Origin of the sequence: Streptomyces sp. NBC_01788, assembly GCF_035917575.1 — a bacterium.
In the GTDB taxonomy this organism is placed as follows: Bacteria; Actinomycetota; Actinomycetes; order Streptomycetales; family Streptomycetaceae; genus Streptomyces.
Genome location: NZ_CP109090.1, coordinates 7,218,245 through 7,234,539 on the forward strand (window position 1 = coordinate 7,218,245; position 16,295 = coordinate 7,234,539).

Sequence of the window (16,295 nt, forward strand, 5' to 3'; positions counted from 1 at the left end):
GGCGAGCGCTGAGCAGCGGGCCGCAGGCCGCCTCCGTTCGCGACGTCGTGCAGGACTGGTGGCGCGATCAGGCCCCGGCCACCGGCGTCACGGTCCGCGACGACATGCGTCAGGAGATCTTCCGCCCGCTCCCCATCCACCTCGGCGCGCTGGACGAGACCCTGAAGTGGGGCGGCGAAGCCGCCGAGGCGGCCGATACCCGCATCGACGTCGAGCTGACGGTTCAGGACGGCACGCTGCACGTCTGGCTCGGCCTCGACAGGGTGGACGTCCGGGCGGCGTGCGACGATTTCGCACGCCTGTTGTCGCACACCCTTCCGTACACCGACTGCCTGGTCGGTGACGACCATGTACTGCTGCGCCTGCACGGCGATCTCGAGACAGATCCCCTTCATCCCTTGGCCGCCGCAGGCATGGATGCCTACGCCTCCGGGCCGAAGGACCGGCGACGACTCATTGAGTAACTCGCCGACGGGCCTGCGGAAGCACAGGACAAGCAGCCGTATTCGTGAGCCCGTAACGCGAGTCGGGCCACGTTCTTCGCACCGCTTCAGCGTGGCAAGGGCGTGACAGGAATGGCGCTGCAGCGCCCCCGCCGGCTTAAGGAAACGGCTGCCCCTGGGCGCTCACCGAAGGCCCGGCCGACGCCGGGACGGCGAAAAACTTGGTATGCGGAGCCGGCGGGACCAGGTAACGTCTTGTTCATGTTCTTCCAGACGCCGATTTACGAGTGAGAGCGTGACGGGCCCCTGCTGACGTCCTTCGACGTCGCCGTGCCCGTCCCCCACCGATGAATCCGTAGATCACTTCACAACATTCCGGGAGAACCCGTGAGCAAGAACATCAACAACCCCGTGGGCATGGGCGGCGGCCAGCGCAAGAAGCTGTCCCGCGCCGAACGGCAGAACAACGGTCCGCACCGCAACCTCGACCGCCAGGGTGCTGCCGACCAGAAGGCGGAGCTGGTGCGCAAGATGCGCGAGAAGGCAGGCACAGCCGAGGGCGCCGGGCAGACGGGCGACAACACCGCACAGAGCTGACGCACCGCCACCGCAGGGCGGCACCGCACGGGGCAGGGCCCGGACCGCGATACGTGGTCCGGGCCCTGCTGCCGTACCGGGCGCGGCCTGCTTCGCTCAGCTCTCGGCCGAGCACCCGCGTCTCAGCCGACCAATCGGGGCAGCCACAGATTCAGCAGGACCGGCCGGGCGATCATGTGAGGACGGGGCGGGGCCGAACGGCTTCGTTCCGTCCCTGTCGACGAATGTCCCTCCCTGTGGTGCGGGCGTCGGCCCCCCGTCGAGCCTGCCGCCTGCCGTGTCGTCGACCAGGGAGGATGCCGACGAGCGGGGAGAAGGGACCGGTCCGGGCGACCCGGTGCCTCACTCGCATCAGCGCCATCGAACCGTGACCCGTGTCACAGATCTGCCGGGGAACTGGGACGCCGATGCGTCCGACCGGTGAAGTGGTGCAGCTTGACAGCACTGTTGCCGTATGACGCGACCTGGAGACTCGGTGATGGACCAGACCCCGCAACCCGCTGACGGCCCCGCGGCCGAGGCGTCACTCAGGATGCTGCCGCCGCCCGCCCTGTGCGGGTTCCTCCTGCTGCTGGTCCTGATGTTCACCGTCTCCTACGCGGTGGGAGCGTCTGTCGGGCCCGTGGCCCCCGGCATGCACGGAACCCCCACGACCCAGGACGGCACGGGCGGCAACGGCGGCGGGGGCATGGACATGGGCGGCATGGACATGCACCACTATGGGGGCGGGGGCTGATGATCGCCGAAGCTGCGTCCGAACAGGCCGTCACCGATCTCACCGTCGGCGGAATGACCTGCGCGGCCTGTGTGAAGCGGGTCGAGAAGAAGCTCGGTAGGCTGGACGGCGTCACCGCCACCGTCAACCTGACCACCGGTCGTGCCCGGGTCAGTCATCCGCAGCAGGTCGGCCCGGAGCAGCTGATCGCCGCCGTCGAACAGGCCGGCTACACGGCCGCGCTGCCCGAGCCGCCCCGGGCGCGCCGTGAGGACCGGTCCGAGGACGAGCCCGCGGAACTGCGGCAGGAACGCGACCGGTTGATCGTCACGGCACTGCTCGCGGTTCCCGTGCTCGTCCTGTCGATGGCCCCCGGTCTGCAATTCCGCAACTGGCAGTGGCTGTGCTTCGTGCTCTCCGCACCCGTTGCCGTCTGGGGGGCCCGGCCCTTCCATCTGCGCGCGGTGCGGGGGCTGCGTCACGCGGCGGCGACCATGGACACGCTGGTCTCCCTGGGCGTGGCGGCGTCGTTCTCCTGGTCGGCGTACGCGCTCTTCCTCGGTGGCGCGGGCGCCCCGGGCATGCGGATGCCGTTCAGTCTCGTACCCTCCGCCTCCCACGGTGTCGCGCACCTCTATCTGGAAGCGGCCGTCGGGGTGCCGCTGTTCGTGCTCGCGGGCCGCTTCCTCGAAGCGCGGGCCCGCCGGGGAACGGGAGCGGCACTGCGCTCGCTGGCCCGGATCGCGGCCAAGGAGGTGTCGGTACGCGATGGCGAGGTAGAAAGGCGCGTTCCCATAGACGAACTGCGGGTCGGACAGGTCTTCGTGGTCCGGCCCGGGGAACGCGTCGCCACCGACGGCGCGGTGGTGGAGGGCAGCTCCGCCGTCGATCTCGCGCTGGTCACCGGAGAGAGCGAGCCGGTCGAGGCCGGTCCGGGCGACACGGTGGTCGGCGGAGCCGTCAACGCAGGCGGGCTGCTGCTCGTGCGGGCCACCGCGGTCGGCTCCGACACCCAGCTGGCCCGCATCACCCGGCTGGTGACCGAGGCCCAGGCCGGGAAGGCGCGGGCCCAGCGCCTCGCCGACACGGTCGCCGGAGTGTTCGTCCCGGTGGTGCTGGCGCTGGCCGCCACCACGTTGGGATTCTGGCTGGGTGCCGGAGTGGAGCCGCAGACCGCGATCACCGCTTGCGTGGCCGTGCTCGTCGTCGCCTGCCCGTGCGCGCTCGGCCTGGCCACCCCGACCGCGCTGATGGCCGCGACCGGCCGGGGTGCCGAGCTGGGTGTCCTCGTCAAGGGCGCCGAGGCTCTGGAGGGACTGCAGCACATCGACGCCGTGGTGCTGGACAAGACCGGCACGCTCACGTCGGGCCACATGAGCGTCGCCAAAGTCACCGCCGTGGCCGACGGACTCGGTACGGAGGCGGTGCTGCGCCTGGCGGGCGCCGTCGAACAGGGCTCGGAGCATCCGCTCGGCAGGGCCGTCACGGCATACGCAGGGCGGATCCTGAGTGAGCAGCGCCTGCCCGGTGTGCGTGACTTCGCCGCCGTTCCGGGGCGTGGCGTACGCGGCCGGGTCGAGGAGCACCAGGTCGAAGTCCTCGTTCCGGGAAACGAGTTGCCCCCGCTACTCGCCGATGCCCTGTCGGCCGCAGAGGCCGCCGCGCACACGGCGGTCATGGTCCGGGTGGACGGGAGGGCCGAAGCCCTGATCGAGATCGGGGACGTCCTGCGACCGGGAAGCTACCGGGCCGTGGACCGGCTGCGACGGCTGGGCGTGCGCCCCGTCCTCGCCACCGGCGACCGCGATGTGTCCGCCCGGACCGTCGCAGCCGATCTGGACATCGACGACGTACACGCCCGCTGCAAGCCCGAGGACAAGGCCACCCTCGTCCGCGAGTTGCAGGCCCAGGGCCACCGGGTCGCCGTCGTCGGCGACGGCGTCAACGACGCCGCCGCCCTGGCCGGCGCCGATCTGGGCATCGCCATGGGAAGCGGCACGGACGTGGCGATCGGCGCCGCGGACGTGAGGCTGGTCCGCGGCGACATCGAGGCCTTGGCGGACGCGGTACGACTCGCCCGCACCACGCTCGGCACCATCCGAACCAACCTCGCATGGGCGTTCGGCTACAACGTCGTCACCGTACCGCTCGCCATGGTCGGTCTCCTCAACCCGATGCTCGCGGCTGCGGCGATGTCCGTCAGCTCCCTGCTCGTGGTCGGCAACAGCCTGCGGCTGCGCGCCTGGCAGCCGTCCCCCGCGCCCGGGCGCAAGCGACGGCCGGCCCCTCGGCGCACACCGTGATGTCCTCTTCCTCCGCCGGGGGCGGTTCCATACGTCCCCGCCGCTCGACGACGACCGGGAGTCCCCGCCCATGACGGTCCACCCCTGGGCCCCCACTCGCCGTCGCCTCACCGACGCCTTGCTCGCGGCGATCGCTCCGGTGTGCGCCTGCGTCCTCGCCCTGGGCGGGCTTTCGGTGTGGGCCGCGACCGGAAACGCGGGCAGTCCACCGCGCATCGGCGTCACCCACGCACGACTCCATTTGCCGTTCGGGAACGTGTCCGAGACCGCCGCGTTCTTCAAGGTCGCCAACACGGGCGACGCACCGGACCGGCTCGTGAAGGTGACGTCGCCCGCCGTCACAGGAGAGATCTCCCTCAGTCGCCACCGGATGACCAAGGGGGCGTCGGCCTACCGTGAGACGACGGACAGTCTGCTGGTTCCGGCTCGCGGCACGCTGGACATGTCACCGGACACCGGCGACGTGACCGTACCAGTCACCCGCCGGTGGCAGGCCGGCGATCTGGTGCCGTTCACCCTGCACTTCGAGCACGCGGGGCGCGTCGAGGCCCTCGCGGTGGTGGTCCGGCCCGGCCAGGACGGGGCGTGATTTTGAGCGGGGTCGCCCAGGCGTGCGGGCCCGGCGGAGAGCGTGCCCCTGCGACGAGGCGAACCCCCTTTGGCGGTGCAGATCAATTGAATGGAGCCCATCGTCCAAGTCCGCCCCCACGCAAGTCGTTGCGCGCCCCCGCTGCCAGCCTTGTCGATCGGGACGGTACAGCGTGAATGGAGCAGCGCCCTGCCCTCGTGCCCCTATTGCCCGGCAGAGCCCCGGGGAACTCACCGGCCTCTCCATCCGACTGCTGTGGTGATGAAGCATGGAGGTGGCATGGAGGGGTTGGACGTCCGGATGTCCGACGTCGTGTGCCGGCACGGCCGGGTCGAGGCGGTACGCGACGTGTGCCTCGACATCGCGGCGGGGCAGCGGGTGGCACTGACCGGTACCAACGGGTCTGGCAAGACGACGCTGCTGCGCGCCGTTCTGGGCCTGCACCGGCAGTTCGCCGGCCGGATCTTGGTCGGGGGGCGGCACACCGGGAACGCGGCCGAGTGGGCGTGGCGGCGCCGGGCGTGCGCGTGGATCCCGCAGAAACCGGCGACCGGCCGGTTTCCGCTGCTGGGCCGGGAGTTGCTGGCGAGCAGCACCTCTGCCGCCGAGGCGGCCGGGGCGGCGGACAAACTCGGTGTCGGGCATCTCGCCGACCGGCCGCTGCACACGCTGTCCGGAGGCCAGCTCCAGCGCATGTACCTGGCACGGGCGGTCGGCTGCGTCGCCGCGGGCGCAGGAGTGCTGCTCGCCGACGAACCCACTGCCGCGCTCGACTTCTCCGGCCAGGAGGAAGCGTCCGACGTGCTGCTGTCCCTGCCGGCGACCGTCGTGGTCGTCACACACGACCGAGCCCTCGCCGACCGCTGCGACCGGGTGCTGGAGATGGCCGCAGGCCGGCTGCGGGAGGTCCGATGAGCCTCCTGGCCGCGGCCGACGTCGGTCAGCTGCTGCAACTCGTGCCCGTCCAGCGCGCGGGCGTCGCCCTGTTGGTGGCGGCCGTCGGGCTGCCCGTGATCGGGGTCGTCATCGTGGGCCTCGACATCATGCCGGTGCGGTTCGCGATGATGCACGTGGCGCTGCTGGGCATCGCGGTGGCTCTGCTGACCGGACTCGACCCGATGCTGTGCGCGCTGGTGGCGTGCGCGCTCGCCGGAGCCGGGGTCGCACCGCTGGCCCGCACCCCGGACGGACTGTCCGGCGCGATGGGCCTGCTGATGAGCCTGGCGATCGCGGCCGCGCTGCTCGTGCTCGCCGTCTCGGGCGTCAACGCGGCGGGAGCCTTCGCACTGCTGTGGGGGTCCATCCTCTCGGTCGGCACCGCGGACCTGTGGCTGCTGTCCTGCCTGGCCATCGCAGTGCCGGGCCTGCTCTGGTGGCGCAGGAGGGACATCGCACTCCTCCTGTATGACCGTGAGCTCGCCCTGTCCTCGGGTGTGCGCGTCGAGCGGCTCACTCTCCTGCTGCTGATTTTGGTCGCGGTGTCGGTCGCCGGAGCCATCAAGCTCACCGGTGCCCTGCTCGTCGACGCGCTCACTCTTCTGCCTGCCCTCGCCGCCCGGAGGTTGGGCCGTTCCCTGTCGTCCATCACCGTCTGGGCGGTCGGCATCGGTGTCGTCGTGAACCTGACCGGGTTCCTCGTCGCGCTCCGCTTCGACTGGCCTCCCGGTCCCGTCCTCGTCCTGACCGCCGGCGTGGTCGTCCTCGCCGTGCATCTCGTACCCGAACGGAGAATCAGCTCATGGCGCGCACTCGCGTCCGTATCACTTCCGTCCTCGCACTGACTCTCGGCACCGCGCTCACAGTCACCGGCTGCGGCGGCCAGAACACCTCGCCGTCCTCCTCGTCCGAGGCGAAGCCCGGGGGCAAGAATGAGGGCGCCCCGCTCGTCGTCGCCACCACGAGCTGGGAGGGTTCCTTCGCCAAGGCCGCAGGAGCGAAGGACGTCAAGGTCATCGTGCCGGAGTCGGTGCAGCACGCGCCCGACTACGACCCGAAGCCGTCCGACCTGGCGGCCGTGGCAGACGCCGACTTCGTGCTGTACGCGCCCTTCGAGCCCTACGCAGCGAAGTTCAAGGAGGCGGCCGGGTCGAACGCCGAGCTGGTCGAGGTCAACCTCGACAACGACGCCGACAAGGCGAAGGCCGAGGTGACCCGTCTGGGCAAGATGTTCGGCACCGAAGAGGCTGCCGCCCAGTGGATCAAGTCCTTCGACACTGAGTACGCCACCTTGCAGCAGGACTTGAAGGCCGCCTGGCCGGACGGCAAGGCGCCGACCACCGTCGCCCAGGTGTTCTCGACATGGTCGGCGAAGATGGCGGGTGCGAACCTGATAGGTACGTACGGCCCTGACGCGGTGACGGCCAAGCAGCTGTCCGACCTCTCGAAGAAGAAGCCGCAACTGGTCCTGGACAATGTTCATATGACGACAGGCAAGGTGCTCCCCGACTCAGGTGCGCACCAGGTGGAGATCGTCAACTACCCGGACAGGGACCTGGATCTGCTGGCCGTGTACAAGAACGCGGCGACGGTGGTGGAGAAGGCGATGGCCGCCTCCTGAGCCGCAGGAGTTGGCGGACACCAGGAGGGAGGGCCGCCCGAGGTGTCAACCGGGCAGCCCTCCCGCTCACCAGTGGGTCAGCCGGCCGACGCCAGAGGCAGCTGCTCCTCCGCCCGAGCACTGCACTGTTCCCGAAGCGCCGCCCGGTCCGGCTTGCCCGCTGGCGTCAGAGGCAACTCGCTGAGCACCAGTAGTCGTTCGGGGTGCTTGCGCCGCTCCAGACCACGGGTGCCGAGGTGGACGCACAGCCCTTCCAGCGTGGGCGCCGCGCCGTCCCTGGGCACGACGCACGCCGCGAGCCGCTCACCCATCAACGGGTCGCGGACCCCCACGCACACCACGTCCCGCACACCGGGATGCGTGGCGAGCTCGATCTCCACCTCCGCGGGGCTGATGTTGGCCCCGCCGCGGATCACCACGTCCTTCAGCCGCCCAACGACCCTCAGCGTCCCATCCTGGTCGATGAGTCCCAGGTCCCCGGTACGCACCCAGCCGTCCGCCGTGCGGTAGCGGGTGTCGAGGTCGGGCGCGGCGACATAGCACAGCGGGGTCATCGGGCCGCGGGCGACGATCTCGCCGACCGTGCCCCGGGAGACCTCCTCCAGCTCGTGGGTGCCGGGGAGAGTGATCCGTATGTCGGCGACTCGGGGATCGGGGTGTCCCGCGGCGATGCCGGGCCGCCCGTCACTATCGGAGGACTCATCCACCAGTCCGGTATGGCAGTTGACGCCGTCCGCCGAGCCGTAGAGGTTCACGACCGGGCAGCCGAAGGCCTCGCGTGCCTCCGCCGCCGTGGCCCGGTCCAGCGGGGAGCCTCCGACAATCACCGCCGTGGGCGGGGTGAAGTCCGGCCGGCTGTTTTCGGCCATGCGGTCCAGCACCATCCGGATCATGGTCGGCACGCCCAGGACATGGGTGGGCTCGTGCTCGGCGAGTGCCTCCAGCGCGGCCTCCGGAGTGAAGGCGTCGAGCAGGACGAGGGTTCCGCCGTGCCGGGCGAGGGTGACGGCGGTGCCGTTGCTGCCGAAGGCGGAGGCCAGGGGGATGAGGAACAGGCACCGCGGCGGTCGCCCGTCCGGGATGAGGGAGCCGAGGAAGTTGCCGCGTCCGCCGGCCAGCGCGTTGTGCGAGTAGGCCACCATCTTCGGCTCGGCCTCGGAGCCGGACGACACCAGGATGCGGGCGGCTGAATCGGGGTCGGGGCGGGCCGGGACCAGGGTCTTCGGGTCGGTGCGCAGCAACTTCGAGAGCGAGACGGCTCCTTCGGGCGCGGCTCCCGAGGCGATCACCGTCCGCAGTGCGGGCAACTCATCGGCGACTGCCAGCAGGTCGGCCGCGTGGTGGTTGCCTCGGTGTTCGGCCGCCGCGATCACCGCGACCGCCTCCGATCTGCGCAGCAGTGAGGCCGCCTCGCGCCCGCCGCGCCCGACGGGGAAGGGCAGAGCGACCGAGCCCAGGGCCGCCAGCGCCAGATCGACGACGACCGCGTCGCGTCCGTTGGGCAGTTGGACACCCACGACGTCACCGGTACCTATGCCGAGTCCGGCGAGCCCGGCGGCGAGACATCGGGCCTTGCGGTCCAGCGCGGTGTAACAGAGTGTGCCCTTGGCGTCGAGGACGGCTGTGCGGTGCGGATCGGCGATGCGGCGGGCGCGGTAGAGGCTGTAGAGGTCGAGGTCGGGGCAGGTGCCGTCCACGGCCCAGGTACGGCGCAGTTCGGCGGGCAGCAGGTCGTGCAAGGCGACGGTCATGCGAACCTCCAGGGGTCGGGCACGGCGGGGGCGCCGTGTGCGTCGTGGCTGATCGAGCCGGAGGAGAGCAGGTCGGCGAGGTCGGTGACGACCGGGACGGCGGACACACCGTGCCCGCGCAGCCGCTCCAGCGCCTGCGCTGTGGACAGGCCGCGGACGTCGTACGGGATCGCGGAGCGGTCCGGGAGTGCGATCCAGCCGTCGGTGGTGGGCAGCGGCCGGCGGAACCCCGCCGGCCGGCGCGGATCGAGGCCCTGCGCGGCACGCGCCCGAGCACCCGCGGTGAGTACATCGGCGGCCCCCAGCAGAGACGAGTCCACCCGCACACCGGCCCCCGTGCGCTGCCGCAGCAGCAGCCCCGCGAGGACGGCCTCGGCACCTATGAGCCCGCCGAGCACGTCGAGCAGGGTCATCAGGGACGGTGCGGGCGGTTCGTCGGCGGGGCGTGCGGCCTCGCCGACCCCGGTACGGGCCTGCACCATGAAGTCGGTGCCCATCGGGGCGTCGTGCAGCCGTCCGGCCCAGCCGCTGGTGTAGGCGTAGACGAGCGCGGGATTGGCGGCGCCCAGGTGCTCGTGGTCCAGGCCGAGTTCGGCGGCCTTGCCGGGTGCCCAGTTGTGCAGGAAGACATCGGCCTGAGCCGCCATCGCGCGCAGCCGCTCGCGGTCGGCCGGGGACTTGATGTCCACCTCGACAGCCTTCTTGCCACGGTTGAGCGCGAGCCAGCGGGCCGATACGCCCGAGCAGGCGGGCGGCATGCCGCGCAGCGGATCCCCGCCGGGCGGCTCGATCCGCACTACCTCGGCGCCGAGCAGGCCCAGCAGATGCGCGGTGAGCGGCGCCTGGATGCGGCGGCCGGCCTCCAGGACGGTCAGGCCGGCGAGAGGGGCGTAGGCATATCCTGTCGCGACGCCGGAATAGGAAGCGTGACGCGGACTCAGTTCCCACGGCGGGGCCCCGTCGTACTCGGCGGCCCGCTCGGCGAGCGAGCGCAGCCGGCACACCTCGGCACCGGAGGAACGGGCCGCATCCCGGATCAGCTCCCAGACAGCGGTCCGAGCGGAGTCGTGCAGCGACTGCGGAAAGGGCGCGCAGGCCGTGGCGTACCGGAACTGGAAGGGCCGCCAGCCGCGCCGTATCGCGTCCCCCGGAGCGCCCAGCGCACGCCAGAAGGCGGCCCACGCGCCCGGGTCAAGTGTCTCCAGCTCGAAGGCGACCCCATCGGCGGAGGTGAACGGCGGTCCGCCCGGGGCGACTTCGGCGGCCTCATCCTCCTCCGCCCCCGCCGCGGCCAGGTACTGCGAGACGGCGAGCAGCCCGGCCCGTTCGGCGCTGACCTCCGCCTCCGTGAGCCGTCCGCCGCGCGCTTGGGCGAGGAGCCCGGTCAGGAGGGCCTGCACGGCCAGGACGCCGGTGGCGGTGGCGGTGTAGTCGACGGCCACGCCGCGTGGGGTGCCGTCGCGGCGACCGTGCACGGCCATGACGCCGGTGGCCGCCTGCACGGTCGCCTCGTCGACGGCTTCGTCGCCCCACCTTGTGCGGGCGGTGATCCCGCTGAACTCCGCTCCGGAAAGCCTGATATGGCCGCCGGTGTGTCCGGCGCTCTCCGCGCCGAGCAGCCGCAGGTGCTCCGTGACAAGTTCGTCCGCCGGCCCCTGCGGGCCCGAGGTGTCCAGGCGCAGCCCGTCGAGCGGCCGGGCCGTCGTCTGTGCGATGGCCGGTGTGGCTGGTGAGGTCATGGCCCTCCTTTCCTGACGCGCGGGAACCCAGGAGCGGTCGCCCCCGACCAGTTCCACGAACAGATAGTCGGACCGGCAGGAGCCGGAGTTCCCGAAGGGGTGAGGGACAGGTGTGGGACATGACGCTCGGTGGTCCGCAATGCCCGTCGGAGATAAAGGGGTTGAGGGACCAGGTGGCGGACTTTGTCCGTGCCCGGGTAGTGCCCTGCGAGGCGGTCCTGGACGGCGGCGGCCCGGACGCGGCGGCGGCGTTGCGACGGCTGCGCAAGGAGGCTGAGGCCGAGGGTCTGTGGGCGCTGCCCCTCCCGGAGGAACTGGGCGGCCAGGGGCTGCCGTTGCCGTTGTATGCCCATGTCGCGGAAGCCGAGGGCGCAAGTGACCATGGCCCGGCGGCACTCGGCTCGGCCTCGCTGCTGGACGCGCTCATGCTGTGGCGGCACGGCGGCCGACGCGTCCGTGAGCGCTATCTCGCACCGCTGGTCGCCGGGGACCTGCGGGCCTGCTACGCGATGACCGAGCCGGACGTCCCTGGCACCGACCCCTTCCTCACCACCACCCGCGCCGATGAAAGTGAGGGCGGGAACTGGCACGTGACCGGGCGCAAATGGTTCGTCAGCGGGGGCGCCGAAGCAGACCTCATCACGGTACTCGCGCGCACGGACGGCCGAGCCCCCGACCGGGACGGCCTGTCCCTGCTGCTGGTTCGGGCCACCTCACCCGGCTTCCGGGTTGTGCGCGAACTGCCTGTCCTCGGCGCGACCGGACAGGCGGAGATCGAACTCGACGGCGTCGCAGTGGACCGCGACCACCTGATCGGCCAACGCGGCAAGGCCCTCGCCGTCGCCGCCGAAAGGCTCCAACTCGGCCGCACCCTGCGCAGCCTGCGCTGGCTCGGCCAGGCCGGCCGTGCCTTCGAACTCATGCGGAAAAGGGCCGTCACCCGCACCCGTTCCCGTGGTCCGCTCGGCGACCTGCAACTCGTCCAGCGCCTCGTCTTCGAGTCCTTGCTCGCCCTGCGCACGACACGGCCTCTGGTCCACGAGGCCGTGGCCCGGCTCTACGCGGGCGCCGACGCTCATGTGGAGGTTGGCCTTGCGAAGGTCGCCGCCGCGCGCACGCTCGACCTGGTGGCCGACGCGGCGATCCAGGTCCACGGCGCGGCTGGCCTCGGCCCGGACACCGCGCTCCCCGCCCTCTTCCGCGCCGGCCGCGCCGCCCGCGTCCTCGACGGCCCGGACGAACTGCACATCACCTCGGTGGCACGGCGGTTGCTGCGGACGGATCCGGCCTAGGGGGATAGAGCCGTGAGGCCGGTGAGCGCGGCGAGGGCGTAAGCCAGGAAGAAGTCACCCCAGATCAGCTCCTGCCGGATGGCTGTTCCGGTCGCCAGGTCGTAACAGCCGTCCAGAAGGCGGCCATCGACGGTCAGACGGGTGCCGACCAGAGTCCCCAGAACGGCGACGGCACGGTCCCGGTGGCCGAGGCCGAGCAGCGCCAGCGCGGTGATGGCGGCGGCGGAGGTGTCGCGAGGGCCCTCGGGGTGAGCGGCGTCGGCGGGCGGTACGAGCTGCCGTGTCAGCAAGGCGGCATGACCGGAGAATTCGTCGCCGCCCGGCAGGTGCGCCGCCTCGGCGAGCGCGAGCAGCAGCCAGGCCGGGCCTCGGCTCCAGCCCGGCGGCGGATCGGCGCACGCGATCCAGCCCGCACCGGGGTCATGCCGCCACGACCAGCGAAGCGGTCGTGCACCGAGGCACAGATCGACGTGCCGCCGCAGATGGGAGTGAGCCGCCTCCAGGTCCGCCGCCGCCAGCAACGGCACCATGCCGGGCACGCCGTCCACGCGGGCCGTCAGCCGCGGCCCGCCGAACGCCGAACCCCACGGCACGAGACCGAGTTCCGGGATGAAGTCGTTCAGGCAGGCCCGGGCGGCCCGCTCCCGCAGGCCCAGGTCCTCGTCAGCGAAGACAGTGCCGTACCAGAAGATCAGTCCGCGGGCGGCGGTGTCCGCCTCGGCCCAGTCGGCCAGGCGGGCCGTGCAGGCCCGCGCGGCCGCACGGTCGGCGCCGTCGCTGGTGTACCGGGCGCGCAGCCACAGCAGCCCCGCCCAGAATCCACCGGTCCAGGAGCCGCGCGCGGTCGTCTTCCACGTGCCGGTGTCAGGGTCGGCGTACAGCGGGAACCGGTCGCCGACCTCGGTGCGGGTGACGGCGACCCGGGCCAGGACGGAGGCGAGGGCCGGGGCGGCCCATGCGGGTGCGGTTCGCGGGCCGGGTGACGCCTGCCGGTCCTTCGACGGGGGTGTGCTCTCATCCATGCGTGCCCTCATGACTCTACGCCCGCCCGACGCTCCCGTACGGCCCACAGCAGCGCCACCGTCCCGGCTGCCGCGAACTCGGCCGCCACGAGCAGCCACCCGCCCCCGTACCGCCCGGACTCCGCCAGGACCCCGAACAGCGGCGGCCCGAGCGTGAATCCGGCGAAGAAGCCCGCCGAGACCAGCGCCGAGTCCTGGCCCGCGCGGCCGGGCGCGGCTCGCTGCATCACCAGGACCATGGACACCGCGTTCGCCGCCACGGCGAAGACGCCCACCACCACGGCCGCCGCCCACACCAGCGGACGGAACGACGACGAACCGGCCAGCAGCAGGGCCGCCGCCACCGCGCCCGCGGCCAGGAAGCCCGGCAGCCAGGGCGCCTGGCCGGGTCGCCCTGCGACCTTCGACCAGCCCACCCGGCCCGCGATCCCCGCCACACCGAGCACGGCGACCAGCGCACCCGCCGCGGTGGGACCGAGACCGAGCCGCTCGGTGCCGTACAACGCCAAGTAGGTGTTCACCGAGGCGATGCCGCAACCGAGCAGCAGCGAGAACACCGACAGCCACGCGATCATGCCTCGCGGCACCCAGACCGCCGGCGTGGACTTCGCCGGCGGATCAGGGGGCAACGCTTGCGCCGCCCACACCGCCGCGATCACCGCGGTGCCCGCCGCCGTCCACACAGCACCCCGCCACCCGGTGAATCCGGCCAGCGCCGCGAGTGGCAGCCCGGCCGCGAACGCACCGAGTTGTACCCCCGACTGCTTCATCCCAGTCACCGAACCGCGCCGGGCGGGCGGTACGGCGGCGAGGATCGCTTTGTTCGTGGCAGGGTTGGCCAGCGCCTGGGGCAGCCCGCCGAGCGCGACGGCCGCCAGCAGGAATCCGGCACCGGGAGCCGACCCGATCAGCGCGAGCGCCACCGCCGTCACCGCCAGCAAGGTCACCAGGCAACGCCGTGGTCCCACCCGGTCCACCACCCGCCCTCCGACTGGGGAGAGCACGGCCGCCGTACTGAACCCCACGGTGGTCGTCAGCCCCAGTGCGGTCGGTGAGACGTCCAACTCGGCCACGAGCCGGGGGCCGAGTGCCCCCAGCAGGAACAACTGCATCATCGAAAAAGCCATGGCACATGTCAGCAGCGCGGTCAGGGTACCTAACCTCCGTGCCCCTGATCCGGCCGCCTGTCCGGCCCGTCCCGCCTGTTCCGTCGTCACAGACGCACCTCCCGGGACAGCAGTCGGACTCAACTCTCCTCGAGTTCCCGCCCTTTACTGTGACGTGTATTACGGGGACAGTGTTGAGCGTGGGGCCGGGGGAGTTCTCGTATCCCCTCGTGACGGGCAGAGCCAGGATGCGAGGATGAGCCGCCATGACTGTCGGGTGGTGTTCGCGCACGATACGGGCCGCGGTGTTCGCGGCCGTCTGTGTGCTGCTCGCCACCTTGGGGCACGTCCTGATGTCGGACACCGCAGTTCCCTGGTGGGCTCTTGTCGTGGCGACTGTGGTGAGCGGTGGTACGGCGTTATGCCTGGCCGGCCGGGAGCGCGGACTCCTCCTCGTCCTCTCCGTCGCGGTGGCCGTCCAGGCGGCACTGCACGTGTGGTTCTCGTACGCGCAGGAACTGTCGACACCGTCCACGGCTCAGATGCCGTCGATGCCCATGGAATCCATGGCTATGGACGGCATGGGTGACGGCTCTCCCTTCATGGATTACGTGGGCTCGATGGCTCATATGGGCCACGCGATGGACCACATGACCCAGGCGGGCTCCTCCTTGGAGTCGCTGAGCGCCCCGCATTCCATGACGGGAACAGGTCACGTCATGGGCGGGATGTCCACCACCGGAATGCTCGCCGCCCACCTGCTGGCCGCATTGATGTGCGGCCTGTGGCTCGCCTACGGAGAACGCGCCGCCTTCCGGATTCTTCGCGCCGTGGCCGGATGGCTGGCCGCACCCCTGCGGCTGCCCATCACGCTGCCCGCACCACCACACCGACCAAACAACCACGTTCGCCGCAGCTGCTGTGCCCGTACGCCGCGCAGGCTGCTCGTTGCTCACGCGATCACTTCTCGGGGTCCGCCCGTGGGGACCGCTGTCGTCTGAGACAGCCGGTTCCCCGGGCCGTCCGTGTGCGCCACGCCCGGACGGCCCGGGCAACGGGTTTACGCAGCCATGCGCGCGTATGCCCGCCACACTCCCACGCCAACACCGGATCCGCCGTGCCCAGTGCCGGCCCGATCCGGATGCCGGGTTTCCGGATTCCCGAGAAGGACATCCAGTGATCAGTCCTGCCCTGCCCGCCGTATGCGACAAGACACCGTCCAGGACGGGGGCGCATGACCAGAAGACGGCTGCCGACGAGTCGATAACGGCCTGGGCGCTCGCCGCTCGCGGCGGTGACCCCGAGGCCGTCGAGAACTTCGTCCGCGCCCTGCACAGAGACGTCCGCCACTACGTCACCTTCCTGAGTGCCGACCCCCAGGCCGCCGATGACCTGGCCCAGGACACCTTTCTGCGGGCTCTGGGCAGCCTGCACCGCTTCGAGGGCCGTTCCTCCGCCCGTACCTGGCTGCTGTCCATCGCCCGCCGCGCGGTGATCGACAGTTACCGGTACAACTCGGCGCGGCCCCGCTTGTCCGACACCGACGATTGGCAGACTGCCGCCGAGTGGGCCCAGCCGCGTGGCCTGCCAAGCTTCGACGACGGCATCGCTCTTTCCGAACTGCTGGACACGTTGCCCGACGAGCGCCGGGAGGCGTTCGTCCTCACACAACTCCTCGGCCTGCCCTACGCCGAAGCGGCCGAGCTCAGCGACTGCCCGATCGGTACGGTCCGGTCACGCGTGGCCCGGGCCCGCTCCTCGCTGATGCGGTCCCTGCGCGATGCTGAGAGAGCCGAACCGGTGGGCGTGGCGTCCCGGCGGGCGCCGGCGTCGCTGCCGGACTGATCACCTCGCTCGGCTTCGCCGCCCTCGCCGCCACACCTCCGAAGGAGCAGACGGGCCAGACCATGGGTTCGGCCGAACTCGGCCGCGAACTCGGCGACGCCGGAGACTCGTTGCCGGTCGCCTCCATTGCTTCCGCCGCCGCCCTCAACTGGGGGGAATGCCGTACTCGCCGGGGTAACCGTGCTCCTGCTGTTTGACCTGGCCGCCCGCCGTACGGCCCACTGACCGCCCTGAGTAGACACCAGGACCGATCGGCCTGCCTGTCCGTATGCCCCGGGCGTCAACTTACGACGGGAAGTACGCGCTTAAACCGGCGAGTTGGGGAGGTGCCGACAG

Annotated in this window: 15 protein-coding genes; 11 read left to right on the plus strand and 4 right to left on the minus strand. The window is 71.5% G+C overall.

What is annotated here, in order from left to right; all coding sequences use genetic code 11:
* Positions 1-47 precede the first annotated feature (47 nt).
* The 8 genes from OIE49_RS32185 (at position 48) to OIE49_RS32220 (ending at position 7,204) form a co-directional block, all read left to right on the plus strand.
* Complete coding sequence (locus OIE49_RS32185; RefSeq protein ID WP_326805365.1) at positions 48-464, plus strand: hypothetical protein; 417 nt, start codon at positions 48-50, stop codon at positions 462-464.
* Positions 465-830: 366 nt separating this feature from the next.
* Positions 831-1,040: a DUF6243 family protein gene (locus OIE49_RS32190; protein ID WP_093896585.1), complete on the plus strand. Its 210-nt coding sequence runs from the start codon at positions 831-833 to the stop codon at positions 1,038-1,040.
* 478 nt (positions 1,041-1,518) lie between these two features.
* Positions 1,519-1,776, plus strand: a complete 258-nt coding sequence (locus OIE49_RS32195; protein WP_326806381.1) for a hypothetical protein — start codon at positions 1,519-1,521, stop codon at positions 1,774-1,776.
* Positions 1,776-4,058, plus strand: coding sequence for a heavy metal translocating P-type ATPase (locus OIE49_RS32200; RefSeq protein ID WP_326805366.1), 2,283 nt, complete (start codon positions 1,776-1,778; stop codon positions 4,056-4,058). The genes OIE49_RS32195 and OIE49_RS32200 overlap by 1 nt, the downstream gene beginning before the upstream one ends.
* Positions 4,059-4,128: 70 nt before the next feature.
* The gene (locus OIE49_RS32205) at positions 4,129-4,647 is read left to right on the plus strand and encodes a copper chaperone PCu(A)C (RefSeq protein ID WP_326805367.1); all 519 of its coding nucleotides are present in this window, start codon (positions 4,129-4,131) and stop codon (positions 4,645-4,647) included.
* A 279-nt stretch (positions 4,648-4,926) separates the two neighbouring features.
* Positions 4,927-5,562, plus strand: coding sequence for an ABC transporter ATP-binding protein (locus OIE49_RS32210; protein WP_326805368.1), 636 nt, complete (start codon positions 4,927-4,929; stop codon positions 5,560-5,562).
* A complete protein-coding gene (locus tag OIE49_RS32215; protein WP_326805369.1) occupies positions 5,559-6,428 on the plus strand; it encodes a metal ABC transporter permease in 870 nt (289 codons plus the stop codon). Before OIE49_RS32210 ends, OIE49_RS32215 begins: the two co-directional genes overlap by 4 nt.
* Positions 6,386-7,204: a metal ABC transporter solute-binding protein, Zn/Mn family gene (locus OIE49_RS32220; RefSeq protein ID WP_326805370.1), complete on the plus strand. Its 819-nt coding sequence runs from the start codon at positions 6,386-6,388 to the stop codon at positions 7,202-7,204. The genes OIE49_RS32215 and OIE49_RS32220 overlap by 43 nt, the downstream gene beginning before the upstream one ends.
* A 77-nt stretch (positions 7,205-7,281) precedes the next feature.
* Here OIE49_RS32220 and OIE49_RS32225 read toward each other — a convergent pair whose 3' ends face one another.
* Complete coding sequence (locus OIE49_RS32225) at positions 7,282-8,955, minus strand: class I adenylate-forming enzyme family protein (RefSeq protein WP_326805371.1); 1,674 nt, start codon at positions 8,953-8,955, stop codon at positions 7,282-7,284.
* Entirely contained in the window at positions 8,952-10,694 is a 1,743-nt protein-coding gene (locus OIE49_RS32230; protein ID WP_326805372.1) for a CoA transferase, read from the minus strand. The genes OIE49_RS32225 and OIE49_RS32230 overlap by 4 nt, the downstream gene beginning before the upstream one ends.
* Positions 10,695-10,813: 119 nt before the next feature.
* Here OIE49_RS32230 and OIE49_RS32235 point away from each other — a divergent pair, with 119 nt between their 5' ends.
* Positions 10,814-11,986 carry an acyl-CoA dehydrogenase family protein gene (locus tag OIE49_RS32235; RefSeq protein ID WP_326805373.1) on the plus strand — a complete coding sequence of 391 codons (1,173 nt, stop codon included), beginning with the start codon at positions 10,814-10,816 and terminating at the stop codon, positions 11,984-11,986.
* On the opposite strand, the gene OIE49_RS32240 is transcribed toward OIE49_RS32235, so the two are convergent.
* Both OIE49_RS32240 and OIE49_RS32245 read right to left on the minus strand, forming a co-directional pair.
* Positions 11,983-13,008, minus strand: a complete 1,026-nt coding sequence (locus OIE49_RS32240) for a sugar ABC transporter permease (RefSeq protein WP_326805374.1) — start codon at positions 13,006-13,008, stop codon at positions 11,983-11,985. The genes OIE49_RS32235 and OIE49_RS32240 overlap by 4 nt on opposite strands.
* A gap of 8 nt (positions 13,009-13,016) precedes the next feature.
* Complete coding sequence (locus OIE49_RS32245; RefSeq protein ID WP_326805375.1) at positions 13,017-14,135, minus strand: MFS transporter; 1,119 nt, start codon at positions 14,133-14,135, stop codon at positions 13,017-13,019.
* Positions 14,136-14,380: 245 nt separating this feature from the next.
* Between OIE49_RS32245 and OIE49_RS32250 the strand changes: the two genes are divergently transcribed.
* Both OIE49_RS32250 and OIE49_RS32255 read left to right on the plus strand, forming a co-directional pair.
* A complete protein-coding gene (locus tag OIE49_RS32250; protein ID WP_326805376.1) occupies positions 14,381-15,115 on the plus strand; it encodes a hypothetical protein in 735 nt (244 codons plus the stop codon).
* 175 nt (positions 15,116-15,290) lie between these two features.
* Positions 15,291-15,959, plus strand: a complete 669-nt coding sequence (locus OIE49_RS32255) for a sigma-70 family RNA polymerase sigma factor (protein ID WP_326805377.1) — start codon at positions 15,291-15,293, stop codon at positions 15,957-15,959.
* The last annotated feature ends 336 nt before the right edge of the window (positions 15,960-16,295 follow it).

What these genes read in the sequence shown, in the direction of transcription:
- OIE49_RS32200 (WP_326805366.1), top strand. Translation starts at nt 1,776, where the DNA reads ATGATCGCCGAAGCTGCGTCCGAACAGGCCGTCACCGATCTCACCGTC.
- OIE49_RS32220 (WP_326805370.1), top strand. Translation starts at nt 6,386, where the DNA reads ATGGCGCGCACTCGCGTCCGTATCACTTCCGTCCTCGCACTGACTCTC.
- OIE49_RS32240 (WP_326805374.1), bottom strand. Translation starts at nt 13,008, where the DNA reads ATGGATGAGAGCACACCCCCGTCGAAGGACCGGCAGGCGTCACCCGGC.
- OIE49_RS32235 (WP_326805373.1), top strand. Translation starts at nt 10,814, where the DNA reads ATGACGCTCGGTGGTCCGCAATGCCCGTCGGAGATAAAGGGGTTGAGG.
- OIE49_RS32215 (WP_326805369.1), top strand. Translation starts at nt 5,559, where the DNA reads ATGAGCCTCCTGGCCGCGGCCGACGTCGGTCAGCTGCTGCAACTCGTG.
- OIE49_RS32250 (WP_326805376.1), top strand. Translation starts at nt 14,381, where the DNA reads ATGACTGTCGGGTGGTGTTCGCGCACGATACGGGCCGCGGTGTTCGCG.
- OIE49_RS32230 (WP_326805372.1), bottom strand. Translation starts at nt 10,694, where the DNA reads ATGACCTCACCAGCCACACCGGCCATCGCACAGACGACGGCCCGGCCG.
- OIE49_RS32205 (WP_326805367.1), top strand. Translation starts at nt 4,129, where the DNA reads ATGACGGTCCACCCCTGGGCCCCCACTCGCCGTCGCCTCACCGACGCC.
- OIE49_RS32245 (WP_326805375.1), bottom strand. Translation starts at nt 14,135, where the DNA reads ATGGCTTTTTCGATGATGCAGTTGTTCCTGCTGGGGGCACTCGGCCCC.
- OIE49_RS32195 (WP_326806381.1), top strand. Translation starts at nt 1,519, where the DNA reads ATGGACCAGACCCCGCAACCCGCTGACGGCCCCGCGGCCGAGGCGTCA.
- OIE49_RS32210 (WP_326805368.1), top strand. Translation starts at nt 4,927, where the DNA reads ATGGAGGGGTTGGACGTCCGGATGTCCGACGTCGTGTGCCGGCACGGC.
- OIE49_RS32225 (WP_326805371.1), bottom strand. Translation starts at nt 8,955, where the DNA reads ATGACCGTCGCCTTGCACGACCTGCTGCCCGCCGAACTGCGCCGTACC.